20 protein-coding genes are annotated in these 23,504 nt (G+C 68.2%); 11 read left to right on the forward strand and 9 right to left on the reverse strand.

Annotated features, from left to right (window positions below; all coding sequences use genetic code 11):
* Nucleotides 1-11 precede the first annotated feature (11 nt).
* The 4 genes from ACSYS9_RS21660 to def all read right to left on the reverse strand — a co-directional run bounded on the left by ACSYS9_RS21660 (nucleotide 12) and on the right by def (nucleotide 4,648).
* Nucleotides 12-1,733: an ArnT family glycosyltransferase gene (locus ACSYS9_RS21660; protein WP_071227858.1), complete on the reverse strand. Its 1,722-nt coding sequence runs from the start codon at nucleotides 1,731-1,733 to the stop codon at nucleotides 12-14.
* Nucleotides 1,734-1,756: 23 nt separating this feature from the next.
* The gene (gene rsmB, locus ACSYS9_RS21665; protein ID WP_010481181.1) at nucleotides 1,757-3,088 is read right to left on the reverse strand and encodes a 16S rRNA (cytosine(967)-C(5))-methyltransferase RsmB; all 1,332 of its coding nucleotides are present in this window, start codon (nucleotides 3,086-3,088) and stop codon (nucleotides 1,757-1,759) included.
* Between the two features lie 3 nt (nucleotides 3,089-3,091).
* Entirely contained in the window at nucleotides 3,092-4,015 is a 924-nt protein-coding gene (fmt, locus tag ACSYS9_RS21670; RefSeq protein WP_071227859.1) for a methionyl-tRNA formyltransferase, read from the reverse strand.
* 120 nt (nucleotides 4,016-4,135) lie between these two features.
* A complete protein-coding gene (gene def / locus ACSYS9_RS21675) occupies nucleotides 4,136-4,648 on the reverse strand; it encodes a peptide deformylase (RefSeq protein WP_008267110.1) in 513 nt (170 codons plus the stop codon).
* A gap of 126 nt (nucleotides 4,649-4,774) precedes the next feature.
* Between def and ACSYS9_RS21680 the strand changes: the two genes are divergently transcribed.
* The 9 genes from ACSYS9_RS21680 to ACSYS9_RS21720 all read left to right on the forward strand — a co-directional run bounded on the left by ACSYS9_RS21680 (nucleotide 4,775) and on the right by ACSYS9_RS21720 (nucleotide 14,366).
* Nucleotides 4,775-5,908 (forward strand): LysM peptidoglycan-binding domain-containing protein, encoded by a 1,134-nt coding sequence (locus ACSYS9_RS21680; protein ID WP_032128553.1) that lies wholly within the window; start codon nucleotides 4,775-4,777, stop codon nucleotides 5,906-5,908.
* Nucleotides 5,909-6,038: 130 nt separating this feature from the next.
* Nucleotides 6,039-7,166: a DNA-processing protein DprA gene (gene dprA, locus ACSYS9_RS21685; protein WP_071227860.1), complete on the forward strand. Its 1,128-nt coding sequence runs from the start codon at nucleotides 6,039-6,041 to the stop codon at nucleotides 7,164-7,166.
* A gap of 43 nt (nucleotides 7,167-7,209) precedes the next feature.
* Nucleotides 7,210-7,683: a DUF494 family protein gene (locus ACSYS9_RS21690; RefSeq protein ID WP_005411195.1), complete on the forward strand. Its 474-nt coding sequence runs from the start codon at nucleotides 7,210-7,212 to the stop codon at nucleotides 7,681-7,683.
* Nucleotides 7,684-7,722: 39 nt separating this feature from the next.
* On the forward strand, nucleotides 7,723-8,481 hold the full coding sequence (locus ACSYS9_RS21695; protein WP_440568558.1) for a pilin: 759 nt from the start codon (nucleotides 7,723-7,725) through the stop codon (nucleotides 8,479-8,481).
* 49 nt (nucleotides 8,482-8,530) lie between these two features.
* A complete protein-coding gene (locus ACSYS9_RS21700) occupies nucleotides 8,531-9,463 on the forward strand; it encodes an RDD family protein (protein WP_049461963.1) in 933 nt (310 codons plus the stop codon).
* 193 nt (nucleotides 9,464-9,656) lie between these two features.
* Complete coding sequence (locus ACSYS9_RS21705) at nucleotides 9,657-12,143, forward strand: DNA topoisomerase I (protein ID WP_032129673.1); 2,487 nt, start codon at nucleotides 9,657-9,659, stop codon at nucleotides 12,141-12,143.
* A 129-nt stretch (nucleotides 12,144-12,272) separates the two neighbouring features.
* Nucleotides 12,273-12,863: a Sua5/YciO/YrdC/YwlC family protein gene (locus tag ACSYS9_RS21710; protein WP_019338925.1), complete on the forward strand. Its 591-nt coding sequence runs from the start codon at nucleotides 12,273-12,275 to the stop codon at nucleotides 12,861-12,863.
* 43 nt (nucleotides 12,864-12,906) lie between these two features.
* The gene (locus ACSYS9_RS21715; RefSeq protein ID WP_071227861.1) at nucleotides 12,907-13,584 is read left to right on the forward strand and encodes a DUF4124 domain-containing protein; all 678 of its coding nucleotides are present in this window, start codon (nucleotides 12,907-12,909) and stop codon (nucleotides 13,582-13,584) included.
* A 35-nt stretch (nucleotides 13,585-13,619) separates the two neighbouring features.
* Nucleotides 13,620-14,366 carry a hypothetical protein gene (locus tag ACSYS9_RS21720; RefSeq protein ID WP_071227862.1) on the forward strand — a complete coding sequence of 249 codons (747 nt, stop codon included), beginning with the start codon at nucleotides 13,620-13,622 and terminating at the stop codon, nucleotides 14,364-14,366.
* A 93-nt stretch (nucleotides 14,367-14,459) separates the two neighbouring features.
* Here ACSYS9_RS21720 and ACSYS9_RS21725 read toward each other — a convergent pair whose 3' ends face one another.
* On the reverse strand, nucleotides 14,460-15,236 hold the full coding sequence (locus tag ACSYS9_RS21725; protein WP_010481164.1) for an SDR family oxidoreductase: 777 nt from the start codon (nucleotides 15,234-15,236) through the stop codon (nucleotides 14,460-14,462).
* A 111-nt stretch (nucleotides 15,237-15,347) separates the two neighbouring features.
* On the opposite strand from ACSYS9_RS21725, the gene ACSYS9_RS21730 reads away from it, so the two are divergent.
* The gene (locus ACSYS9_RS21730) at nucleotides 15,348-15,560 is read left to right on the forward strand and encodes a hypothetical protein (RefSeq protein WP_049400999.1); all 213 of its coding nucleotides are present in this window, start codon (nucleotides 15,348-15,350) and stop codon (nucleotides 15,558-15,560) included.
* 73 nt (nucleotides 15,561-15,633) lie between these two features.
* Here the strand turns inward: ACSYS9_RS21730 and sppA are convergent, their stop codons facing one another.
* From sppA to ACSYS9_RS21750, 4 genes are all read right to left on the reverse strand, one after another.
* Nucleotides 15,634-17,556, reverse strand: coding sequence for a signal peptide peptidase SppA (sppA, locus tag ACSYS9_RS21735; RefSeq protein ID WP_071227863.1), 1,923 nt, complete (start codon nucleotides 17,554-17,556; stop codon nucleotides 15,634-15,636).
* A gap of 116 nt (nucleotides 17,557-17,672) precedes the next feature.
* The gene (locus ACSYS9_RS21740) at nucleotides 17,673-19,037 is read right to left on the reverse strand and encodes an MATE family efflux transporter (RefSeq protein ID WP_071227864.1); all 1,365 of its coding nucleotides are present in this window, start codon (nucleotides 19,035-19,037) and stop codon (nucleotides 17,673-17,675) included.
* A 239-nt stretch (nucleotides 19,038-19,276) separates the two neighbouring features.
* Nucleotides 19,277-19,855 (reverse strand): DUF3106 domain-containing protein, encoded by a 579-nt coding sequence (locus ACSYS9_RS21745; RefSeq protein WP_049423404.1) that lies wholly within the window; start codon nucleotides 19,853-19,855, stop codon nucleotides 19,277-19,279.
* Nucleotides 19,848-20,852, reverse strand: coding sequence for a hypothetical protein (locus ACSYS9_RS21750; protein ID WP_071227865.1), 1,005 nt, complete (start codon nucleotides 20,850-20,852; stop codon nucleotides 19,848-19,850). The genes ACSYS9_RS21745 and ACSYS9_RS21750 overlap by 8 nt, the downstream gene beginning before the upstream one ends.
* A gap of 412 nt (nucleotides 20,853-21,264) precedes the next feature.
* Here ACSYS9_RS21750 and ACSYS9_RS21755 point away from each other — a divergent pair, with 412 nt between their 5' ends.
* On the forward strand, nucleotides 21,265-23,442 hold the full coding sequence (locus tag ACSYS9_RS21755) for a primosomal protein N' (RefSeq protein WP_071227866.1): 2,178 nt from the start codon (nucleotides 21,265-21,267) through the stop codon (nucleotides 23,440-23,442).
* Nucleotides 23,443-23,504: the final 62 nt, after the last annotated feature.

The following is a 23,504-nucleotide window of genomic DNA, read 5'->3' on the forward strand; positions in this document are numbered from 1 at the left end:
TCCCCGAACGCTCAATCGGTGATGCCGGGCCCCTGCAGGCGGCGCTCGTGCTCGAGTTCCGCCACTGACGGCCGGCAGTCGCCGGCGACCGCATCGGCAGGCACCAGCCACCAGCGGCGACGATTGGAAATGCCCGCCATCTCGGCCCGCGCACGATCGATGCAGGCCTGCATCGCATCCTCGTTCACCAGCAGCCAGCGTCGCTGCGGAACCAGCCGCTGCCAGCGCACGGCCGCCTGCAGCTGTTGATGCCAACGTGCTTCGAATCCAAAGGTGGCCGCCGGGCGATCGGCCATCAGCAGGTTCTGCTCTTTCCATGCCACCAGTCCCAGCTCGGCCTGCGGGCCGATGCGTGCACTCACTTCGCGCATCAGGCCACGGGCCGAGCTGGAGTCGTTCAACACCGGATAACCGACCAGGCTGTACAGCACCCAGACTCCTGCCAGGGTAGAGACTAGGGCAACGTGCCGACGCTGGCGCCCGCACACCCACAGGCTCAAGGCCGACCAGACCGCCATCGCCAGCGCCGCCCAGGCCAGCGCATCGGTGGCACCGGGAAGCAACCCGCGGCCATGGGTAAGGCGCACTTCGAAATCCGGATCACCCAGCAGCGCCAGCGCACCGACCAGCCCCAGCGCCAGTGCCAGCAACGCGGTGAATGCGCCCAGCACGCGCTGCACATCGCGCCGCCTCAGCAACCCGGGCAGCAACGGCGCCAGCGCCAGGCAGAACATCGGCAATGCCGGCAGGATGTAGACGTCGCGCTTGCCGTGCGGAAGGGAGAAGAACAGCACGACCAGCAGCCACCAGGCCAACGGCAGCAGGTAGCGCGCATCGCGCCGGCGCAGCCGCCGGAACCAGGCCGGAAGCGCCCAGGGCAGGAGCAGGAACGCGGGAACCCACATCGACGGCATGATCGCCAGGAAGTACCACCACGGCTGGTGATGGTCCCAGGACTGCGTATAGCGCCGCGCGGTCTGCCGGAACAGGATGTCGTCCATGTAGGCGCGGTACGGTTCCGAACCGGTGGCGAAGCCTGCCAGCAGCATCGGCGCCAGCCACAACGACACCGCCAGCAGGAAGGCCAACGGTGCCAGCCAGAAACGCAGGTCGCGCACGTGCAGGCGTACCCGCGGCCAGTGCAGCACGGATGCGACTGCCGCCGGCGCGATCATCATCAGCGCCAGCACGCCTACGCCCTTGGTGATCACACCGATGCCGGCAAAGAACCAGCCCAGCCACCACCAGCGCCAGGCCGGACCCAGCAGCAGATGGCGCAGCAGGCCGTAGTTGGCCAGGGTGATGAACAGCACCACCAGCGGATCGATCTGCGCCTTCTTCGCCTGGAAGGTGAAGTGCAGCGCGAACAGCAGTGCCCAGCCCGCGTACAGCCCCACCTGCCGCGTCCACAGGCGGCGGCCGAGATCGACCACGCACCACAGCGTGCCCAGCGCGGCCAGCAGCGAGGGCAGCAGGAACGCCACCCGCCAGTGGCCGACCAGGCTGTACATCGCCGCCTGCAACCACATCAGCATCGGCGGCTTGTCCGAATAGAGCTCGGGGCCGCGATGCGGGAACAACCAGTAGCCACTGTCGACCATCTGCTTGGCCACCAGCGCGAAACGTGGCTCATCCGAGGGCCACGGATCACGGAGGCCCAGGCCGGCCCCCAGCACCAGCAGGGCCATCACCACCAACAACCACGTCTGGCGCGACGCGTGGGCTTTCAGCATGGGACTCGAAACGGCAGCGGGGGTCAGGCTGCTTTTAACAGACGCGCGTAGAAGAAACCGTCAGCATCGTTTTCACCCGGCAGCCGCTGGCGCGCCACCCCTTCGCAATCCACGCCGAATGCATCGCCCAGCGGCTGCGCCACGGCATCCGGATGCCACTTCAGGAACGCGCGCACCTGATCGATGTTCTCGGCGCGCAGGATCGAACAGGTGGCATACAACAGAACGCCGCCCGGGCGCAGCATCGACCAGCAGGCTTCCAGCAGGCGCGCCTGCACGCCGACCAGTGCATCGATGTCTTCGGCGCGACGGTGGAACATCACATCCGGCTGGCGGCGGATCACGCCGGTCGCCGAGCACGGCGCATCAAGCAGGATCGCGTCGAACGGCACGCCATCCCACCAGGCGCCCGGATCACTGGCATCTGCCGCCAGGGTCTGCGCATGCTCGCCCACGCCGGTACGGGTGTAGGTATCGCGTGCACGGGCCAGGCGGCGCGCGTCGATATCCAGCGCCAGCAGGCGCAGGCTGGGGTCGCGCTCGAGCAGGTGCGCCGACTTGCCGCCGGGGGCCGCACAAGCGTCCAGCACGCGGGCACCGGCCACCGGGGCCAGCGCATCGGCGGCACACTGCGCCGACAGGTCCTGCACCGAGATCGCGCCCTCGGCGAAGCCGGGCAGCTGATTCACGGCAACCGGAGAGGCCAGGCGCAACGCGTCGGCACTGAGCGGACTGGCTTCTGCGGCAATGCCGGCTTCGGCCAGCGCGGCCAGTGCCTTGTCACGACCGCCCTGCTGGCGGTTGGCGCGCAGCCACAGTGGCGCCGGTTGCAGGCTGGCGCTGAAGATCGCGTCGGCCTGTGCCGGCCAATCGCGTTCCACCGCATCGGCCAGCCATTCCGGGAAGGCATCGCGCGCTGGCTGCTCCGGGAAACCTTCGCGCTGCGCGCGGCGCAGGATCGCATTGACCAGGCCCGCCTGGCGCTCACGGCCCAGTGCACGCGCGGCATCGACGGTGGCCGACAGCGCCGCGTGCGCCGGCAGCTCCAGCACGTCCAGCTGGGCGAACCCGACCATCAGCAGCGTGCGCAGATCGGCATCACGCGCCGACAGCGGCTTCTGCATCCACGACTGCAGCGCCGCGTCGTAGGTGCTGCGGCGGCGCAGGACGGCGAAACACAGGGCTTCCAGCAGCGCGCGGTCGCGGCTGTCGGCCAGCTTCGGCAGCGCCCAGGCCAGTTCGGCCTTCAGCGAACGGCCACGGGTGAACACCTGTGCCAGCACACGTGCGGCCAGCATGCGCGTGGCCGCGCCCGGCGCCGCCTTGGCGACGGAGAAATCGTTCTGCTTCGACACCGCTTATGCTCCCACGCGCAGATCGCGGCGGGCGTTGAGGTAGTCGGCCGCAGTAATCGCCTTGCCACCTTCCCGCTGCAGCACACGCAGGCGCAGTGCGCCCTGACCACAGGCGATGTCGATGCCATCGCGGCTGGCCGCCAGCACCGTGCCCGGCGCCTGGCCGTGGGCCTCATCCAGCGCCACCGCGCCATGGATGCGCACCCGCTCGCCAGCCAGCGTCGCTTCGGCGATCGGCCACGGATTGAAGGCGCGCACGGTGCGTGCCAGCGCCCCTGCATCCAGCGCCCAGTCCAGACGGGCCTCGGCCTTGTCCAGCTTGTGCGCATAGGTCACGCCCTGCTCCGGCTGCGGCCGCGCGATCGGCTTGATGCCGGCCCGCAGCAGGCCCAGGCCGTCGGACAGCACCTGCGCGCCCAGTTCCGCCAGCTTGTCATGCAGCTGGCCACCGGTATCGGTGCCGGCAATCGGCAGCTCCTGGTGCAGCAGCACCGGGCCGGTATCCAGGCCGGCCTCCATCTGCATCAGGCAGACGCCGGTCTTTGCATCGCCGGCCTGGATCGCGCGCTGGATCGGCGCGGCACCGCGCCAGCGCGGCAGCAGCGAGGCATGCACGTTCCAGCAGCCGTGGGTCGGAATGGCCAGCACCGCCTTGGGCAGGATAAGGCCATAGGCCACCACCACCATCAGGTCCGGCTGCAGGTCGCGCAGCTGCTGCTGGGCGGCTTCATCCTTCAGCGATTCGGGCTGGTAGACCGGAATGCCACGGGCCACGGCTTCAAGCTTGACCGGCGACGGCGCCAGGCCACGGCCACGGCCGGCCGGACGATCAGGCTGGGTGTAGACGGCCACGACCTCATGGTGGCGCGCAGCCGCGCGCAGCGACGACACCGCGAATTCCGGCGTACCGGCAAAGACAATCCTCATGGCTACCCCACTTGCAGGATGGATTCGTGCAGGAAAGAAAACGGCGCCGTCGGCCGGCGCCGTACAGCCCGCGCGCGTCGCGCAGGCACGGGCCACCCGATGGGCGGCCCGGATTGGCGATCACGCCACGTGCTTGCGCTGCTTGGCCAGCTTCTTGCGCACCATCTCGCGCTTGAGCGGCGACAGATAGTCGATGAACAGCTTGCCGTCCAGGTGATCCATCTCGTGCTGGATGCAGGTGGCCAGCACTTCGCCGGCTTCCAGCTGCTGTTCCTGGCCGTTGCGGTCCAGGTACTTCACGGTGATGGTATCGGCGCGGGTCACGTCGGCGAAGATGCCCGGAACCGACAGGCAGCCCTCCTGGTACACCCGGCCTCCGTCCTTGGCGACGATTTCCGGGTTGATGAACACATGCGGTTCATTCTTTTCTTCGCTGACGTCGATGACCATGAAGCGCTTGTGCACGTCCACCTGGGTGGCGGCCAGGCCGATGCCCGGGGCGTCGTACATGGTCAGGAACATGTTGTCGATCAGTTCCTGGAAGGCCGGCGTGGTGACTTCGGCGGCTTCGATCAACGCAGCCTTGGTACGCAGGCGCGGATCGGGGAACTCGAGAATGGGGAGAAGGGCCATGGCTGTTTCCGGATAGGGGGCCGGCACGCCGGCATACGTCGCAGATTCTAGCTCCAACGCTTGCCTTGCGCCCCGGTTTCTGGACTATAGTGCGCGGACCTGTTGGGGAATCAGGGCTTCACACCTATGTTGCTTCGTTTTCGTACGGTCGTCGCCGCGGCGATGCTGACCGTGGCTGCCTATGCTACCGCCGTGGAAGTGAATGGCGGGCACCCGGACACCTATGTGGTCCGAAAAGGAGATACGTTGTGGGATATCGCCGCACGTTTCCTGCAGAAGCCGTGGCTGTGGCCGGAGATCTGGCAGGCCAATCCGCAGATCGCCAATCCGCACCTGATCTATCCCGGTGACGTGCTCAGCCTGGCCTATCTGGACCGGGTGACCGTCGCTGCCAAGCCCGGCCCGCGCCAGGAAGCCCCGATCGATGCCATTCCGCTGGCCCAGGTCGAGCCGTTCCTGAAGCAGCTGAGCGTGGTCGACAGCATCGAGCAGCTACCCTACGTGGCCGGCCTGGAAGAAGAACGCCTGCGCGTCACCAGCGGCAGTGCGGTCTACGTTCGCCTGGCCGACGCCCAGCTGGGCCAGCGCTGGGCCGTGGTCCGCCCGACCGTACGCTACGCCCAGCCCAAGCCGACCGAGGACCTGACCGCCAACGGCGACGTCACCCCCGGCAGCGGCAACCTGTGGCGGGCCTACAACGCCCCCAACCACCGCCGCGGCATACTCGGCTATGAGCTGGCCCAGGTCGCCACCGGCACCATCACCCATGTCGCCGGCGGCAAGGTCGAGGCGTCCACCCTGGTGCTGGACAAGAACGAAGGCGGCCGCGAGGTGCGTGCCGGCGACCGCCTGGTCCCGGTCGAGGCCAAGCCGTACGACCTGCAGTTCGTCCCCCATGTCCCGGCCGCCGGTGTCGAAGGCGTCGATGTGCGCGTGCTGGCCGTCACCGACATGTTCACCGCCGCTGGCCCGCGCGATGTGATCGCGATTTCCGCAGGTCGCGCCCAGGGCGTGGACAACGGCACCGTGTTCTCGCTGTGGCGCCCGGGCCGCCACGTGGCGCACCGCATGAAGTACCCCACCTCGTCGCGCATGGACGATTCGCTCAGCACCGGCGCCGGCCGGGTTTCGCTGCCGGACGAATACGCCGCGCACGCCATGGTGTTCCGTACCTTCGACAACGTCAGCTACGCGCTGGTGATGCAGGGCGTGAAGCCGGTACGCGTGGGGTTCAACGCACTGCACCCGGACGCGAAGTAACCAGTCCCGGGTTGCCCGGCCACTGCAGGTAGTGCCGGCCGCTGGCCGGCAGGCACCTCCGGCAAAACCTGACAGCCACATGCGAAGGCGCCCTAGGGCGCCTTTGTTGTATGCGCTCGATAGTGGGGGGATGACCAACCAAGCTGACGAGGCGCTGCTGCGCCTGTTGATGGCAGGCGGCGCGCTGGCGCCACGGCGGGCCCTGCTGCAGGCCGCAGGCAGCGCGGAGATTGCGATCGCGCAGGGCGCCGCGAACTGGCGCGCGCACGGCTGCACGCCCGAGCAGTGCGCCGCGCTGGAATGCCCGGACACCCGGGCCTGGGCCGTGGCACGGCGCTGGCTGGAAGACGACAACCAGCACCTGCTGGCCTTCACCGATCCGGCATTCCCCCCGCCCCTGCTGGATGTCCCCAACCCACCCCTGGCGCTGTTCATCGCCGGCGACCCCAGCCTGGCCTGGCGCCCGTCGGTGGCGCTGGTCGGCAGCCGCTCGCCGACGCCGGGCGGACGCGCCCTGGCCGCCCGGTTTGCCGGCTGCTTCGTCGAAGCCGGGCTGGCGGTGACCAGCGGCCTGGCGGCAGGCATCGACGCGGCCGCCCACCAGGCCACGCTGGACGCCGGGGGCTGCACCGTGGCGGTGATCGGCACCGGCCCGGACCGGGCTTACCCGGACAGCCACGCCAGGCTGCAGGCCCGGATCGCCACCGAAGGCGCAGTGCTCAGCGAATACCTCCCGGGAACGCCGGCACGCCCCGGTCACTTTCCAGCCCGCAACCGCCTGGTGGCCGGGCTGGCACTGGCGACGGTGGTGGTCGAGGCCGCCCAGCGCTCGGGTGCCCTGATCACCGCACGCCTGGCCGCCGAGGCCGGCCGCGAGGTCTGTGCCCTGCCCGGTTCGGTACTCAACCCACGCGCCGCGGGCTGCCACCGGTTGATCCGCGAGGGTGCCGCACTGGTCGAGCGCCCGGAGGAGGTCCTTGAAATGCTGGCGCCCGCCCTTCGCCAGCAGCTGCCGGGCTTGCAATCACGGCTCGCCACCCCCACTGAACAGGCACCGCCGGTACTCCTGCCGGCGCGCTGGGCCGACGACCCTGACTACCAGTGCTTGTGGCGGGCCCTGGACCACAACCCAAGCGGTATGGATTCACTGATCACGCGCTGTGGATTGACGGCGCCCCAGGTGTCCTCCATGCTGCTGGCCATGGAACTGGCGGGAATCGTGGTGTGCGTACACGGCCGCTACTGTCGAACTCCCTAGTTTCTTCACCTCCACAGCGTCGCGCGACGCAGGCCGAGGGGCAATGAAAGAGAGCATCCTGGACGTACTGCTGTACCTGTTTGAACACTATTTCAGCGAAGATGCGGACCTGATCCGTGACCGCGATTCGCTCCAGAACGGCCTGATCCAGGCCGGTTTCAGCCCAACCGAGATCAACAAGGCATTCGACTGGCTCGATGCCCTGGCCGCGCAGCGGCCGAGCGTGGCCCAGGCGCGGGTCGATGGCCCCGTGCGCGTCTACCACGGCCCCGAGCTGGACAAGCTGGACGTGGAATGCCGTGGTTTCCTGCTGTACCTGGAACAGCACGGCATCCTCGACGCCGACCAGCGCGAGCTGGTGCTGGACCGGGCCATGGCCCTGGACCAGGACGAACTGGACCTGGACGACCTGAAGTGGGTCGTGCTGATGGTGCTGTTCAACCAGCCCGGCTCCGAGGCGGCGTACGCCTGGATGGAGACGCAGATGTTCATGGACGAGCCAGAACCCCTGCACTGACCGTACACTTGGGGGCATAGCGCATTCAGGAGCGTCCCCGTGAGCGAGTGGTTCCATGCAGAAGGCAACCGGCAGCAGGGTCCGCTGCCGGCGGAACAGTTGGTCGAGTTGTTCCGCAACAACCAGATCTCCCTGGACACCCTGGTCTGGCGCGACGGCCTGCCGCAATGGCAGCCGTTGCGCACCGTGGTCGACGAACTCGGCCTGATCGTGCCGGCGCTGGACGCTGCCGCACCGCCGGTGGAACCCGAGCCCGATCCGGAACCGGTGGCACCGCCTCCGCCGCAGCCGCCGGTACTGCCGCCGTCCACGCCCTACACCACCAGTGCATCGGCCACCGCCCTGCCGGCGCCGAAGAAAAAGCTGTCCGGCTACGCCCTGACCGCCATCATCGGCGGCGGCCTGCTGCTGGTGCTGGTCCCGATCGTGGCCATCCTGGCTGCCATCGCGCTGCCCGCCTACAACGACTACACCGTGCGCGCCAAGGTCGCCGGCGCAGTGACCGCGCTGCAGCCGTTGAAGGACCAGGTGCAGCATTTCGCCGATGACGAAGGCCGTTGCCCCGGTGCCAACGACGCCGGCTTCCCGGCCCCGGGTGACTTCGCCCATGCAGGGCTGTCGGCGGTGAACATCGGTCGCTTCAACAATGGCCACTGCGGCATCGAAGCCACCCTGGCGTTGCCCGGCAAGAGCCTTGATGGCGACCTGCTGTGGCTGGAATACGATCGCGACAGCGGCCGCTGGGAATGCAGTGGCGAAAGCAACGACAAGTACCTGCCGCCGACGTGCCGCGGCTGAGCCACGCGCACGCCAGCACCTCCAAGGATGATTCAACAGGGAACATGCAATGACTGAGTGGTACTACGCCGAAGGACAGCAACGCCAGGGCCCGCTGCCGGTCCAGGAGATCCGCCAGCGCTTCCAGCGCGGCCAGCTGAACCTGGACACCCTGGTCTGGCGCGAAGGCATGGCGCAGTGGGCTGCACTGCGCCAGGTGGTCGACGAACTGGGACTGCAGACACTGGCCGACGCCAGCACGGCCACCGGCAGTGGCGGCTTCGACCTGCGTGGCGACTATGCCGCGATCGACAACGGTACGGCGCCACTGCCTGGCACCGGCGCCCTCAGCAGTTCGCCCTACAGCGCCCCTGCGGCGCTCGGCGGCGGCGGCCATGCCCAGCCGGTGATGGGCGGCGAAGTGGTCTACGCGGGCTTCTGGAAGCGCGTGGCGGCCTACATGATCGACTACTTCGTGCTGGCCATCCCCGGCGGCATCATCGGCGCCATCCTCGGTGTGGCGCTTGGTGCCAGCATGGGTGCGGTGGGCAGCGGCGAATCGGCCATCGAAATCGTGGCCCAGCTGGCCAGTGCCCTGATCAACCTGGCCATCGGCATGGCGTACTACACCTGGTTCCATGCCTCGCAGGGCGGTGCCACGCTGGGCAAGATGGCGGTCGGCATCAAGGTCGTGCGCAGCAATGGCGAGCGCCTGACCAAGGCCCGCGCATTTGGTCGCTACTGGGCCGCGGTGCTCAGCACCTTCACCCTCGGCATCGGTTTCCTGATGGCCGCCTTCACCGAGCGCAAGCAGGGCCTGCACGACATGATCTGCGACACCCTGGTGGTCGACCGCTGGGCCTACACCGACCAGCCGCAGCTGCAGCGCCGGGAGCTGGGCACGGTGACCGTGCTGGTGCTCGTACTGACCGGCCTGCTGTCGCTGGTGGGCCTTGCGCTCATGGTGTTCGCGGTTGGCTTCATCGCCAAGATGGCCTCATGAACGGCCATCCTCACGCTTGGCTGCTTGACATGGGCTGGCCGGGCGTGATTCCTCTAATAAGGTGAAACCTGAACGCCCGGCACATTACCGGGCGTTCAGTTTATGGATTTGCCCGTGGCCGCTTCACTAATGCGGCCGTTTGCTCCACCCTAGCGGCCCCTCTCCCCCGGTCCGCCCACAGACCTTTCCTGACATGCCCAAGCACCTGCTCATCGTCGAATCGCCGGCCAAGGCCAAGACGATCAACAAATACCTCGGCAAGGACTACACGGTCCTGGCCTCGTATGGGCATGTGCGCGACCTGATCCCGAAGGAAGGCGCAGTCGACCCGGACAACGGGTTCGCCATGCACTACGACGTGATCGACAAGAACGAAAAGCATGTCGATGCGATCGCCAAGGCCGCCAAGGGCGCCGACGACATCCTGCTGGCGACCGACCCGGATCGCGAGGGTGAAGCGATCAGCTGGCACATCGCCGAGATCCTGAAGGAACGCGGGCTGGTCAAGGACAAGCCGATGCAGCGCGTGGTGTTCACCGAGATCACCCCGCGCGCCATCAAGGAAGCGATCAGCCAGCCGCGCGCGATCGCCAGCGACCTGGTCGACGCCCAGCAAGCGCGCCGCGCGCTGGATTACCTGGTCGGTTTCAACCTGTCGCCGGTGCTGTGGCGCAAGGTCCAGCGCGGCCTGTCCGCCGGCCGCGTGCAGAGCCCGGCGCTGCGCATGATCGTCGAGCGCGAGGAAGAGATCGAAGCCTTCATCGCCCGCGAATACTGGTCGATCGCCGCCGAGTGCGCGCACCCGTCGCAGCACTTCAACGCCAAGCTGATCAAGCTGGACGGGCAGAAGTTCGAACAGTTCACCATCACCGACGGCGACACCGCCGAGGCCGCGCGCCTGCGCATCCAGCAGGCCGCGCAGGGCTCGCTGCATGTCACCGATGTGGCCAGCAAGGAGCGCAAGCGCCGCCCGGCGCCGCCGTTCACCACCTCCACCCTGCAGCAGGAAGCCTCGCGCAAGCTCGGCTTCACCACCCGCAAGACCATGCAGGTCGCGCAGAAGCTGTATGAAGGCGTGGCGATCGGTGACGAAGGCACCGTCGGCCTGATCTCGTACATGCGTACCGACTCGGTGAACCTGTCGCAGGACGCGCTGGCCGAGATCCGCGACGTGATCGCCCGCGACTACGGCATCGCCTCGCTGCCGGACCAGCCGAACACCTACCAGACCAAGTCGAAGAACGCCCAGGAAGCGCACGAAGCGGTGCGCCCGACCTCGGCGCTGCGCACGCCTGCGCAGGTGGCGCGCTACCTGACCGATGACGAGCGCAAGCTGTACGAGCTGATCTGGAAGCGTGCGGTGGCCTGCCAGATGATTCCGGCCACCCTCAACACCGTCAGCGTCGATCTGTCCGCCGGCAGCGAACACGTGTTCCGCGCCAGCGGCACCACCGTGGTGGTGCCCGGCTTCCTGGCCGTGTACGAAGAAGGCAAGGACAACAAGAGCGCCGAGGACGAGGACGAAGGCCGCAAGCTGCCGGCGATGAAGCCCGGCGACCGCGTGCCGCTGGAACGCATCCAGGCCGAACAGCATTTCACGCAGCCGCCGCCGCGCTACACCGAAGCGGCGCTGGTGAAGGCGCTGGAAGAGTACGGCATCGGCCGTCCCTCGACCTACGCCTCGATCATCCAGACCCTGCTGTTCCGCAAGTACGTGGAAATGGAAGGCCGCAGCTTCCGCCCATCCGATGTGGGCCGCGCGGTGTCCAAGTTCCTGTCCAGCCATTTCACCCGGTACGTGGACTACGACTTCACCGCCAAGCTGGAAGACGAGCTCGACGCCGTCTCGCGTGGCGAAGAAGAGTGGATCCCGCTGATGGCCCGCTTCTGGGAGCCGTTCAAGGAGCTGGTGGAAGACAAGAAGGAATCGGTCGACCGTGCCGAGGCCAGTGGCGCGCGCGAGCTCGGCACCGACCCGAAGACCGGCAAGCCGGTCAGCGTACGCCTCGGCCGCTTCGGGCCTTACGCTGCCATCGGCAGCACCGCCGAGGACGCCGAGGAGAAGCCGAAGTTCGCCTCGCTGCGCCCCGGCCAGTCGATGCACACCATCTCCCTGGAAGACGCGCTGGAACTGTTCCTGATGCCGCGCGCGCTGGGTGAGGACAAGGGCGAACCGGTCAGCGTCGGCATCGGTCGCTTCGGTCCGTTCGCCAAGCGCGGCAGCACCTATGCCTCGCTGAAGAAGGAAGACGACCCGTACACCATCGACCTGGCCCGCGCCGTGTTCCTGATCGAAGAGAAGGAAGAGATCGCGCGCAACCGGATCATCAAGGAGTTCGAGGGCAGCGACATCCAGGTGCTGAACGGCCGTTTCGGCCCGTATATCAGCGACGGCAAGATGAACGGCAAGATCCCCAAGGATCGCGAACCGGCCTCGCTGACCCTGGCCGAAGTGCAGCAGCTGATGGAAGAAACCGGCAAGCCGGTGCGCAAGGGCTTCGGCGCCAAGAAGGCTGCCGCGAAGAAGGCCCCGGCAAAGAAGGCGGCGGTGAAGAAGGAAGCGGCGCCGAAGAAGGCCGCTGCGAAGAAAGCGCCTGCCAAGAAGGCCCCGGCAAAGAAAGCGGTGAAGAAGGCTGCTGCGAAGAAAGCCCCGGCGAAGAAGGCCGCTGCAAAGAAGTAGATCCACGCCATGCGTGGATGAGGGGTAGTGCCGGCCGCTGGCCGGCAACCCCAGATGCATCAGATGCCGGCCAGCGGCCGGCACTACCGGGTGCCAGGGTCCACCCCTTCTGCACGCGGCAGGGGGATAATGAAGGCCCACGCCGGGCCGGTCGCCGCCATGAAAGAACTCACCCTGGACTCTGCTGTCGCCACGCTCCGCGCGGGCGGCGTGATCGCCTACCCGACCGAAGCGGTCTGGGGCCTGGGCTGTGATCCCTCGCACGAAGCTGCGGTGCACATGGTGCTGCGGCTGAAGCAGCGCCCGATCGAGAAAGGCATGATCCTGGTCGCGGCCGAACTGGCGCAGCTGGAAGGCTGGGTGCGGCTGCAGGCGCTGCCCGACGCCCGCCAGCGCGCGGTGCTGGCCAGCTGGCCCGGTGCCAACACCTGGATCCTGCCTGCCGGCCCGCGCGCGCAGCCCTGGGTCACCGGCGAACACAGCGGTATCGCGGTGCGCATCAGCGCGCACCCGCTGGTGGCCGAACTCTGCCGCGCCTGGGGCGGCCCGCTGGTCTCCACCAGCGCCAACCTGGCCGGCGAACCACCGGCACGCAGCCGCGAAGAACTGGACCCGCGCCTGCTGCGCCTGCTCGACGGCATCCTCGATGGGCAGACCGGCGGCCTGGCCCAGCCCACCCCGATCCGCGACGCGCTCAGCGGCAACGTGCTGCGCTCCTGAGCCGGCGATTGCGCTGCTGCGGACAATCACGCACCCTGCCGCCATGACCCTGCTGCGCGCCACCTTGAGCCTGTGTCTGCTGCTGCCGTGGACGGCACCCGCGGCCGAGGACGTGCGTGTCTACCGCTGCGTTGCCAGCAACGGTGCCGTCGCCCTGCAGGACAGGCCGTGCAACAGCGGCCGCCAGCAGGTGCGCGACCTGCAGCGCCCGCGCGATCCCGCTCCACGGCTGGTGCGCAGTGATGCCACGCCTCCGCCGCCCAGCGAAACCCCGGTCATCCGCGAGCGCGAAGTCCGCCACGTCTACATCCAGCCGCCGCAGCCGATGTACGAGTGCGTGAGCGAGGACGGACGGCGCTATACCAGCGACAACAACGAAGGCAATCCGCGCTGGGTGCCGCTGTGGACCAGTGTCTGGCTGCCGCACGGCCATCGTGGTCCAGCCTATCCCGGACCACGCCCGGCCATCGGCACGCCGATCGGCGAAGGCACGGGTTATCGCCGCCCCTCGATCGGCATGGACGTGCAGGTGCCGGCCGGCAGCGTGCTGGTCCGCGACAGCTGCCATGCGTTGCCACCACAGGAAGTCTGCGCACGGCTGAGTGACCGCCGCTGGGAGCTGGATCGCCGTTACAACAGCGCGCTGCAGAGTGAACGCACCGCCATCAGCAACGAACAGCGCGGTATCGATGCGCGCCTGTCGCGCGATTGCGAACGCTGAGCGCAGCACGCCGTCGCAGCCTGTACGCTGTGCGCATGAACCGAGTGATCTGGCTGCTCCTGGTGCTGCTGCCCGGAAGCGCGTTGGCCGAAGAGGGCGTGATCTACCGCTGTACCTCCAGCAGCAGTGACGTCCCTACCCTGCAGCGCACGCCGTGCGCCACCGGCAGCAAGCAGCAGGTGCTGCGCATCCCCGACCCGGCCAACTCGCAGCCGGCCGCCGCTGCGCCTGTAGCCGCCGAACCTGCATCCGCGCCCGTTGAAACACCCGCGCCGGTGCCGGCCGGACCGGGCGTTGCCCCTGCGGCCCCAGCAGAATCACGACGCGCGGACGAAGGACGCACGATCATGGAAGCAGGCATGGTCGAACACGCAGGAGACGACCAGATCCTCGACAGCGCGACGCTGCGCCGCGATGCCGAGGCCCGCGCCGCCGCAGGTGACGGTCCACCGAAGCCGCCGCTTCCTCCGATCTTCCAGTGCACCGACAGCCAGGGCGGCGGCTACCTGTACGAGTACGAGGCCGCACCGGGCCGCTGCGAGCTGATGACGGTACAGGGCCTTGGCGGAGTGACGCCGGTGAATGCCGCCAGCTGTGAAGTGGTGCGCGACCACTGCGAAGCGCTTCCCGAAGCGCAGCGCTGCGGTGGTTGGCAGCAGCGCTTCCGCGATGCCCGCGGCCGTGAGCGCTTCGCCGCGCCGGAGAACCGCGATACCGCACGCGGTGAACGCGAGCGGCTGCAGGGTGTGCTGGAGGCCAGCAACTGCCCGGTACCGGGGTGACAGCTACCGGTAGTGCCGGCCGCTGGCCGGCAACCACAGGATCTGCAGATGATTGCAGTTGCCGGCCAGCGGCCGGCACTACCTGCTGAAAGATCAGAACCCGTAGCGCAGGAAACCGCCGTCCACCGCGATGCACTCGCCGGTCACATAGCTGGCCGCAGGCAGGCACAGGAAGCCCACGGCTGCGGCCACTTCCTCCGGCTCGCCGATACGACGCATCGGCGTGCGGTTGATCACTTCCTCGTAGTAGTCCGGGTCCGCCAACGGACCGGACGTGCGCCGCGTGCGGATGTACCACGGCGCCACCGCGTTGACCCGGATGCCATCCTCGGCCCACTCGACGGCCAGGTTGCGGGTCATCTGGTGCATCGCCGCCTTGGTCATGCCGTAGACCACGCCGCTGCGCACATGGGTCAGGCCGGACACGCTGCCGACGTTGACGATGGATGACGACGCGTGGCGTGCCAGCAAGGGATGTGCATAGCGCGACAGCTCGAAGGCCGAGAACAGGTTGGTCTCGAAGATCTTCCGCCATTCGTCCTCGGAATACTCCGTGGCCGCCTTGGTGACATTGCCGCCGGCGTTGTTGACCAGGATGTGCAGGCCATCACTATGATCCTCCACCCAGTCCAGGATCTGGCGGCGGTCCTCGTCGTCTGAGACATCGGCGGCCAGCGCATGCACCTGCATCTGCGGATACACGTCCAGCAGTTCGTCGCGCGCGGTCTCCAGCATGTCGATATCACGGCCGACGATCATCAGATCGGCGCCGAAGCCAGCCAGTTCATGCGCGATGGCCAGGCCGATGCCGGCGCTGGCGCCGGTGATCAGGGCGGTCTGGCCGTCCAGGCGCCACCGTTGCTGGGTCATGTGTTCTCCCGGGCCGCGCCCGCTGTGTTTCGATGCGGCAAGGATACGCGCTCACGACCGCCCCCTGCCGAGGATGCGACACTGCCCGCACGCCCATCACGGAGTGCCGCCATGCGCATCCTGATCCTGTCCACGTCCCTGCTGGCCACCGCGCTGCTGGCGGGCTGCCAGCGCCCACCGGCGCCGAACCCGGAAAAGCCACCGGTGCCCCGGGCGATGTCGCGCGCAATCAACGAACCGCTGGACCGCGCCAAGGGCGTGCAGAAGACCGTGGACGATGCCGCCGCGCGTGAGCGCAAGGCCGAGGCCGACGCGACGCAGTAACCCCGCAGACGAAAACGCCCGGCCGAGGCCGGGCGCTTCCAGTAGATCCACGCCGTGCGTGGATGGCGTCCGATCAGAACCCGCAGAAGCAGTACGCCAGCGCCTTCACCGGCGTGCCGTTGCCCTTCTCGCGGGCCGCGTTCTCGACAAAGCGCAGCTGCGTATCCACTTCGGGCATCGTGCGCGCCAGCACCATCCGCGCCATGCCCGAGTCGGACAGCATCCAGGCACCTGCACGGCTGCCGGCGAAACCGCTGACGAACTGCGCAAACGGCGTTGCCGCCTTCTCGATGTAACGCACGCGGTAGGCGTCAGCCTTGCCCAGCTTGGCGCGGCTGGCGGCATCGGCCACCGCATCCTTCAGGCCACCGAAGGCATCGACCAGGCCACGTTCCTTGGCCTGCGCACCGCTCCACACGCGTCCACGGGCCACTTCGTCGACGGCCTCGACCGGCTTCTTGCGGGCGTCGGCGACGCGGCCGGTGAAGTCGGCGTAACCCTTGTTGATCACCGACTGGATGACCTGGCCCACGGCCGGATCCATCGGGCGGGTGACATCGAACGCACCGGCGAAACGGGTGGTGCCGACACCGTCGGTGTGCACGCCGATCTTGTCCAGCGCGCGGCTGAAGTTCGGCACCATGCCGAAGATGCCGATCGAACCGGTGATGGTCGACGGATCGGCATAGATGCGATCGGCATTCATGCTGATCCAGTAGCCACCGGAGGCGGCCAGGTCGCCCATCGACACCACCACCGGCTTGCCGGCGGCCTGCAGGGCCACCACTTCGCGGCGGATCTGCTCGGAGGCGAACACTTCACCACCCGGCGAATCCACGCGCAGCACCACGGCCTTCACGTTCTCGTCGTCACGCGCGGCACGCAGCAGCGCCGAGGTCGATTCGCCACCGATGCGGCCGGCCGGCAGGTCGCCACCGCTGATCTCGCCGGCGGCCACCACCACCGCCACCTGCGGACGGCTGTCGACCGGGTTGCGGCGCGCATCGAGCTGGCCCAGGTAGGAGCCGAAGTCGATGTTGCGGAAACCACCGTCGGCATCTTCGTCGGCCACGCCGCGCTCGATCATCAGATCCTCGAATTCCTCGCGGGTCTTCAGCGACGTCACCAGCTTCTGCTGCAGGGCGAACTTGGCCAGGTCACCACCGGCAGCGGCGATGCCTTCCGGCAGCGTGTCGATGCCGGCGGCCAGCTGTGCCGGATCCAGGCGGCGGGCCTTGGCGATGTCGCCCAGGTAGCGCTGCCACACGTCGTTCATCCAGAACAGGTCGGCTTCCTTGGAGGCCGGCGAAGCGGCGTCGAGCACGTAGGGTTCGGCGGCGGACTTGTACTCGCCCACCTTGAACAGGTGCACGTCCACGCCCAGCTTGTCCTGCAGGCCGGTGCGGAAGTACTGGCGGTAGCGGCCCAGGCCCTCGAGCACCACCGACCCCATCGGGTCCAGGTAGACCTCGTCGGCCTGTGCGGCCAGCAGGTACTGCGACTGGCCCATGCTCTCGCTGTAGGCCACCAGCTGCTTGCCGGACGCACGCAGGTCCTGCAGTGCCGCGGCCACTTCACGCAGCGAAGCGAAGCCCGACGGCTGCAGCTTGTCCAGCTCCAGCACCACGCGCTCGATCTTCTTGTCTTCCTTGGCCGACTCGATCACCCGCAGCAGGTCGCGCAGCTGGATCTCTTCGGCACCGTTGTCGCCCACCGCCTTGGCCAGCGCGCGGCTGACCGGGTCAGCGCTGAACTGCTCGACCAGGCGGCCTTCCGGCGCGATCACCAGGGTGGTGCGGTCCTGCAGCGATTTGCTGGCACCGGCGCCCATGCCGGCGGCGATGACGAACATCACCAGCAGCAGGAACAGCAGGCCGAAGAACACCAGGTTGAGGATCAACCGGCGGGTGAAGTTCATGACGTCCCACAGCCCGATGAAGAAACTGGCGACGGGGTTGCGACGCGCCGGGGGCAGCGGGGGCACGGGTTGATTCATGGAACGCTCCGGATGGCTTCTTGCCGTGGTGCCAGCATAGCCGGTGCCGTGTGATGCGGCATCGGACACAAGTCAGGGGATCGCCCGCCATGGGTCGGCAGGGCGGGCGGGACGGATCAGGACAGGCTGGACTGGCCGATGTGCAGGCTGCTGCGGCGCAGGCGCCAGCCCATCAGGATGGCGGCGGCGGTGAGGCCGACGATCAGGCCGATCCACATGCCCTGCGGGCCCATGCCCAGGCCCAGGCCGAGCCCGGCGCCGAGCGGCATGCCCAGGCCCCAGTACGCGAACATGGCGATGAACATCGGCACGCGGGTGTCCTTCAGCCCGCGCAGCGCGCCGGCCGACAGCACCTGGATGCCATCCGGGAACTGGAAGGTGGCCGCGTACAGCAGCAGGGTGGAGGCCAGGCCGGCCACTGCCAGGTCGTTGGTGTAGACACCGACGATGGCGTCATGGCCGAACAGCAGCACCGCTGCCGACAACGTCTGCGTACCCATGATGATCGCGTAGCCGGCCCAGGCCGCGCGCCGCACGCCGAAGCCATCGCCACGACCGACCGCATGGCCGACGCGCACGGTGGTGGCCTCGGCCACGCCCATCGGGATCATGAAGCACAGCTGGGCGACGTTGATCGCGATCTGGTGCGCGGCCGCTTCATTGGCACCAAGGCGGCCGATCAGCAGCGCGGTGACGATGAACAGGCCGCCCTCCATCAGCACGGTGATGCCGATCGGCAGGCCGGTGCGCAGCAGGTCCCAGATCGCCTTCCAGCGCGGTCCTTCGAAGTGCGAGAACAGCTGCAGGTGGGCAAAGCGCTTGGTGAACCACAGGTAGGTGGCGAAGGCGATCGCCTGCAGCCACATCATCACCGCCGAAGCGATGCCCAGGCCCTCGGCGCCCATTTCCGGGAAGCCGAGCTTGCCGTTGGCCAGCACGTAGCCCATCGGTGCCAGCACCAGCAGGCCACCGAAGCCGAGCAGCATGGTCGGCAGCGTCCAGTGCATGCCCTCGCTGAGATAGCGCATGCAGAAGTACAGGGTCAGCGCAGGTCCGCCCCAGCGCACCGCGTGCAGGAACGCGGTGGCCCCCGGCACGATGTCCGGTGCGATGCCGAACGCAGGCAGCAGCGGCGGCACCACGGTGAGGAAGGTGAACATGATCAGGCCCAGGCCCAGCGCCAGCCACAGTGCCTGGCGGAACAGCGGGCCGATCTCGCGCTCGCGGCCAGCGCCATGCAGCTGCGACACCGAGGCGGTGAGTGAGATCAGGGTGCCGATCGGGATCAGCATCGGCAGCCACAGCAGGGCGGTGCCGATGGTCACCGCGGCCAGGGTCGCCGTGGCGTGGTGGCCGGCAATGACATTGTCGACGAAGGAGATCAGACCGGTGGACACATGCCCGAGCACAAGCGGCAGGGCGAGCAGACCGGTAGCGCCGACTTCCTTGCTGAAGCGCGGCGTGGAGGTTGCAGTAGACATAAGGTGCTTGACGCGAACTACGGTTGCGCGCGAAGGGCACAGGCACCGGGTTGCGGGCCGCCATCTTACGCGTGCAGCGCGCGCATTCCCATGACATGGCGTGAATGCTGGATTCCGGCAGGCCCCGGCATCACGCGTTGCGATCACGTTACGAACAGAAAAAGGGGACGGAGGGGATTAAGTCGTTTCAAGCCCGACTGTGCCTAATACGACTTAATCCCCTCCGTCCCCTTTTCTTTCTACTGCCCAGCCTGGCGCTTGAGCCAGGTATCGCGCTCGGCCGGCGGCACCGCGAGGAACGCGCCGCGGACCTTGTCGCGCTCCTGCGGTGGCGTGCGCTGTGCCACCAGGGTCAGTTGGGCCAGCTGCGCCGGGCTGAGCTGGCGCAGCACGGCCAGCGCGGCCTCGCGCTGTTCCGGCGGCACGAAGCCGAACAGGCCGTGCAGCTTGGGGAACTCCAGGCCCAGCTGCGGGCCCAGCCGCCAGCCTTCGCGGAAGGCCTGGTCCTGCGCCTGGAACTGCTGGCGCAGGCGCTGCTGCTGGTCGGCCGGCAACGCATTGAATCGCGCAGCGGCCTGACGGATCCGCTCACGCTCGCCCTCCGGCAATGCCCGCCATGCGGCGTAGTCGGCGCGGCGCTGGCGCTGCTGCTGGGCATCGAGCTGGGCGAACGCAGCGGGCGTCGTACCTGTGGTGGCCGGGGCCGCCGGTGAACTGCCCGGCACTGGCGGCGGCAGCGGCACGTTCAAGGTCTGCGGCGCGGCGGACAGCGACAACGGCAGGGCCAGCAGCAGGCTGGCGAATACGGTCTTATTCATCGGCAGCAGCGGTTTCCAGCGTGGCGCTGGCCGGCTCCGGCCGGCTCGGCTTGGATTGCGACTCGTCCACCGGCAGCGGGCCGCCCGCGGCGGTCCACGCATACAGATCGGCATCGGCCACCAGCGGATAGTCGCGGTCGGCCAGCATCGTGGCGTCGTCCGTGGCCTGGGCCGTGGTCGCATCCGGGGTGGCGTTGACCTTGCTTGGTGGCAGGGCTTCCACCGTCACCGGACCGGCTTCGCCGACCACACCCTCCGGCAGCGGTGCATCACTGCCGAAGGAATGCCCCTGCCAGTAGCGCCACCCCAGCGCTGCGGCCAACAGCACCGCCACGGTCACCAGCAGGATCAACGGACCGCGCCAGCGCGGCTTGGCATTGGCGCGGCGGCGCTTGCCAGTGGCTGCAGCCCGCTCGTCGCGCTGCGGGGTGCGCCAGCTGGAGGTCGGCGCTTCACTGCTGCTCGTCGGTGCGGCCGGCTGTTGCAGCTGCTGCAGGCGTTTGACGGGCAGATCGCGGATGCGCAGCTGCACCTGTTCGGCCAGCTGGCGCCAGGCCGAGGCGTCGGGCTGGCCGTGCGCGTCACGCGGGCAGGCATCGGCCAGCAGCTGCTGGTAGCCGGCTTCGTCCTGGTCGAGCACGCGCGTGGCGATACCTTCATCCAGGCTGCCGCCCACCCGTAGCAACAGCGCCAGGCGCGGCAACGGTCCCATCTGGCCCAAGGCGGCAAGCGGCGGCTCCCACTGGCCGCCCACCGGCTCACGCAGCGCCTGGCGCTGGCCCAGCAGGGTCCAGAAGCGGGTCGGCCACTGCGCCATCGGCAGGTCACTGGCGACCGCCGCAAACGCGCGCATCACCGCCACCAGGGTCTGTTCGGCCCGGGCAGCATCGCCGCACTGCAGTTCAGCCACCACCAGGGCGCGGCGTTCAACACCTCGCAGGAACGCCGACAGCGCACCGGCCGCGGTCGAGGAAACAGGGGCGGGCACAGCCGTCATCGATCACTCCAAAGGTCTGCCTGCATGATAGCGGCAGGCCATCGGCGCCCGTAGGACTTGCGCCCACAGGCACTTCGTGCTGCAGGTTGTGCACAGCACCACGCTGCCTGCGCAGGAAACTGTGGCATCCAGCTGAATTCACTCTGTTTCAGCATTGTTTCACACTTAAATCATTGATTTTGATGTATTTTAAAGTATGGCGATTTTTTGACCAACCCGAGCGTGAGGCCGTCGCCATCGGCCTCCTGCGCGCCCGCCGACCGGTAACGCACAGCGTTATCCACAGAACATGTGGATAAGACTGAATCTCCAATGGACACCGATATTTAGGTGACATTTATGATTCAACGGACCCCGCCCCGCCGCCGCCCACTCCGCCATTCGCGCGCGCATGGCCCGGTACACTGGCCCGATGCTTTCACCGATTCCGACCCTGCAGGTCGCCCTGCCCGTCCCCCTGCCCCGCCTGTTCGACTACCTGTCGCCGGAGGGCGTGGCCCCCACGGTTGCGGTCGGCTGCCGCCTGAAGGTGCCGTTCGGCAACCGTGAGCTGGTCGGTGTGGTGGTGGGACACGGCCAGACCGACGACGGCCAGGGACTCCGCCAGGCGTTGACCTGGTGCGACCCGCAGCCGCTGCTGCAGGGTGAGCTGTGGCAGAGCCTGCAGTGGCTGGCGCGCTACACCCACGCGCCGTTGGGCGAAGTACTCAGCACCGCCCTGCCCGGCCCGCTGCGCCACGGCGAGGCCCTGCCCGACACCCATCACTGGGGCTGGCAACTGACACCCGAAGGCCATGCCCAGCGCGGGAAGCTGCGCGCCGGCAGCCGCCCGCGGCAGTTGGCCGAACTGCTGGCCGAGGCCGTGGTGGATGAAGACGTACTGGGCGAACGCATGGAGGACTGGCGCACCGCCGCACGCAGTCTGGCCAAGCGTGCACTGGCCGAGCGCGTGGCGATGACGGTGGCACCGCAGCATGCGCAGCCGCTGCCCGGGCCCACGCTCAACCCGGACCAGGCCGAGGCCGTGACTGCGATCAACGCCGCCGACGGCTTCCAGCCTTTCCTGCTGGATGGCGTGACCGGCAGCGGCAAGACCGAGGTCTACCTGCAGGCGATCATCCATTGCCTGGCACAGGGCAGGCAGGCGCTGGTGCTGGTGCCGGAAATCGGCCTGACTCCGCAGACCCTGGCACGCTTCCGCGGCCGCCTCGGCATCGCCGTGCATGCGCTGCATTCGGGCTTGAACGATAACGAGCGCGCTCGCGTCTGGGCAGCCGCCTCACGTGGTGAAGCACGGGTCATTGTCGGCACCCGCTCGGCAGTGTTCACGCCGCTGCCGCAGGCCGGTCTGCTGATCATCGACGAGGAACATGACGGCAGCTACAAGCAGCAGGACGGCATCCGCTACCACGCGCGCGATTTCGCCCTGGTGCGCGCCAAGGCGCTCGGCATTCCCGTGCTGCTCGGCAGTGCCACGCCCTCGCTGGAAACACTGCACAACGCCTATGCCGGGCGCTACACCCACCTGCGCCTGAAGCAGCGTGCCGGCGATGCACGACCACCGCGCGTGCGCATCCTTGATGTGCGCAAACGGCCATTGCACGATGGCCTCTCGGCCGATGTTCTGGCCGGCATCGGCGAGCACCTGCAGCGTGGCCAGCAGGTGCTGGTGTTCAAGAACCGCCGTGGCTACGCACCGGTGCTGCTGTGCCACGACTGCGGCTGGACCGCACCGTGCAACCGCTGCGACGCACCGATGACCGTGCATGGTGGCGGCCGCCGGCTGCAGTGCCACCACTGCGGTGCGCGGCAACCGGCGCCGCTGGCATGCCCGGCCTGCGGCAGCCTGGCGCTGCAGCCACAGGGCATCGGTACCGAACGCCTGGAAGAGCACCTCACCGCCGCCTTTGCCGATTTTCCGGTGGTGCGCATCGACCGCGGCACCACCTCACGACGCGACGCACTGGAACAGCAGCTGGCGAGGCTGGGCGACCAACCCGGCATCCTGGTCGGCACGCAGATCCTGGCCAAGGGCCACGACCTGCCGAAGCTGACACTGGTGGTGGTGGTGGGCATCGACGAAGGGCTGTTCTCGGCCGACTTCCGTGCCAGTGAAAAACTGGCACAGCAGCTGATCCAGGTCGCTGGCCGCGCCGGCCGTGCACGCGATCCCGGCGAGGTCTGGCTGCAGACCCATCACCCCGGGCATCCGCTGCTGGAAACCCTGGTGAGCGGTGGCTACCACCCGTTCGCGCAGGCCGAGTTGAACCAGCGCCAGGCCGCCGGATTCCCGCCGTTCGCGCATCTGGCACTGATGCGCGCCGAGGCACAGCAGGTCGAGCATGCCAATGCGTTCCTGCTGGCGGCGCGGCAACTGCTGGGGGAACAGAATGTGGTCGAGGCCTACGGGCCGATGCCGGCGCCAATGCCGCGGCGTGCCGGCTACCAGCGCACCCAGCTGTTGCTGTCTGCCCTGCAGCGGCCGCCATTGCACAGCGTGCTCGGGCAGTTGGTACCGCAGCTGTATGCGCTGCCGGAGGCACGCAAAGTGCGCTGGTCGCTGGATGTGGATCCGACGGATCTGTATTGAGGGCGCTGCCCAATGCTGCGTAAAGTCGAGCTTGCTCGACTGCCGTGCGCCAGAAACAGTCG

Origin of the sequence: Stenotrophomonas sp. STK17_22 (assembly GCF_051983905.1) — a bacterium.
Taxonomy (GTDB): Bacteria; Pseudomonadota; Gammaproteobacteria; order Xanthomonadales; family Xanthomonadaceae; genus Stenotrophomonas; species Stenotrophomonas maltophilia_A.

Excerpts from the sequence above, each read along its gene's own strand:
- ACSYS9_RS21660 (WP_071227858.1), bottom strand. The coding sequence starts at position 1,733 with ATGCTGAAAGCCCACGCGTCGCGCCAGACGTGGTTGTTGGTGGTGATG.
- fmt (WP_071227859.1), bottom strand. The coding sequence starts at position 4,015 with ATGAGGATTGTCTTTGCCGGTACGCCGGAATTCGCGGTGTCGTCGCTG.
- def (WP_008267110.1), bottom strand. The coding sequence starts at position 4,648 with ATGGCCCTTCTCCCCATTCTCGAGTTCCCCGATCCGCGCCTGCGTACC.
- ACSYS9_RS21680 (WP_032128553.1), top strand. The coding sequence starts at position 4,775 with ATGTTGCTTCGTTTTCGTACGGTCGTCGCCGCGGCGATGCTGACCGTG.
- dprA (WP_071227860.1), top strand. The coding sequence starts at position 6,039 with ATGACCAACCAAGCTGACGAGGCGCTGCTGCGCCTGTTGATGGCAGGC.
- ACSYS9_RS21690 (WP_005411195.1), top strand. The coding sequence starts at position 7,210 with ATGAAAGAGAGCATCCTGGACGTACTGCTGTACCTGTTTGAACACTAT.
- ACSYS9_RS21700 (WP_049461963.1), top strand. The coding sequence starts at position 8,531 with ATGACTGAGTGGTACTACGCCGAAGGACAGCAACGCCAGGGCCCGCTG.
- ACSYS9_RS21705 (WP_032129673.1), top strand. The coding sequence starts at position 9,657 with ATGCCCAAGCACCTGCTCATCGTCGAATCGCCGGCCAAGGCCAAGACG.
- ACSYS9_RS21710 (WP_019338925.1), top strand. The coding sequence starts at position 12,273 with ATGAAGGCCCACGCCGGGCCGGTCGCCGCCATGAAAGAACTCACCCTG.
- ACSYS9_RS21715 (WP_071227861.1), top strand. The coding sequence starts at position 12,907 with ATGACCCTGCTGCGCGCCACCTTGAGCCTGTGTCTGCTGCTGCCGTGG.
- ACSYS9_RS21720 (WP_071227862.1), top strand. The coding sequence starts at position 13,620 with ATGAACCGAGTGATCTGGCTGCTCCTGGTGCTGCTGCCCGGAAGCGCG.
- ACSYS9_RS21725 (WP_010481164.1), bottom strand. The coding sequence starts at position 15,236 with ATGACCCAGCAACGGTGGCGCCTGGACGGCCAGACCGCCCTGATCACC.
- ACSYS9_RS21730 (WP_049400999.1), top strand. The coding sequence starts at position 15,348 with ATGCGCATCCTGATCCTGTCCACGTCCCTGCTGGCCACCGCGCTGCTG.
- sppA (WP_071227863.1), bottom strand. The coding sequence starts at position 17,556 with ATGAATCAACCCGTGCCCCCGCTGCCCCCGGCGCGTCGCAACCCCGTC.
- ACSYS9_RS21740 (WP_071227864.1), bottom strand. The coding sequence starts at position 19,037 with ATGTCTACTGCAACCTCCACGCCGCGCTTCAGCAAGGAAGTCGGCGCT.
- ACSYS9_RS21745 (WP_049423404.1), bottom strand. The coding sequence starts at position 19,855 with ATGAATAAGACCGTATTCGCCAGCCTGCTGCTGGCCCTGCCGTTGTCG.
- ACSYS9_RS21750 (WP_071227865.1), bottom strand. The coding sequence starts at position 20,852 with ATGACGGCTGTGCCCGCCCCTGTTTCCTCGACCGCGGCCGGTGCGCTG.
- ACSYS9_RS21755 (WP_071227866.1), top strand. The coding sequence starts at position 21,265 with ATGCTTTCACCGATTCCGACCCTGCAGGTCGCCCTGCCCGTCCCCCTG.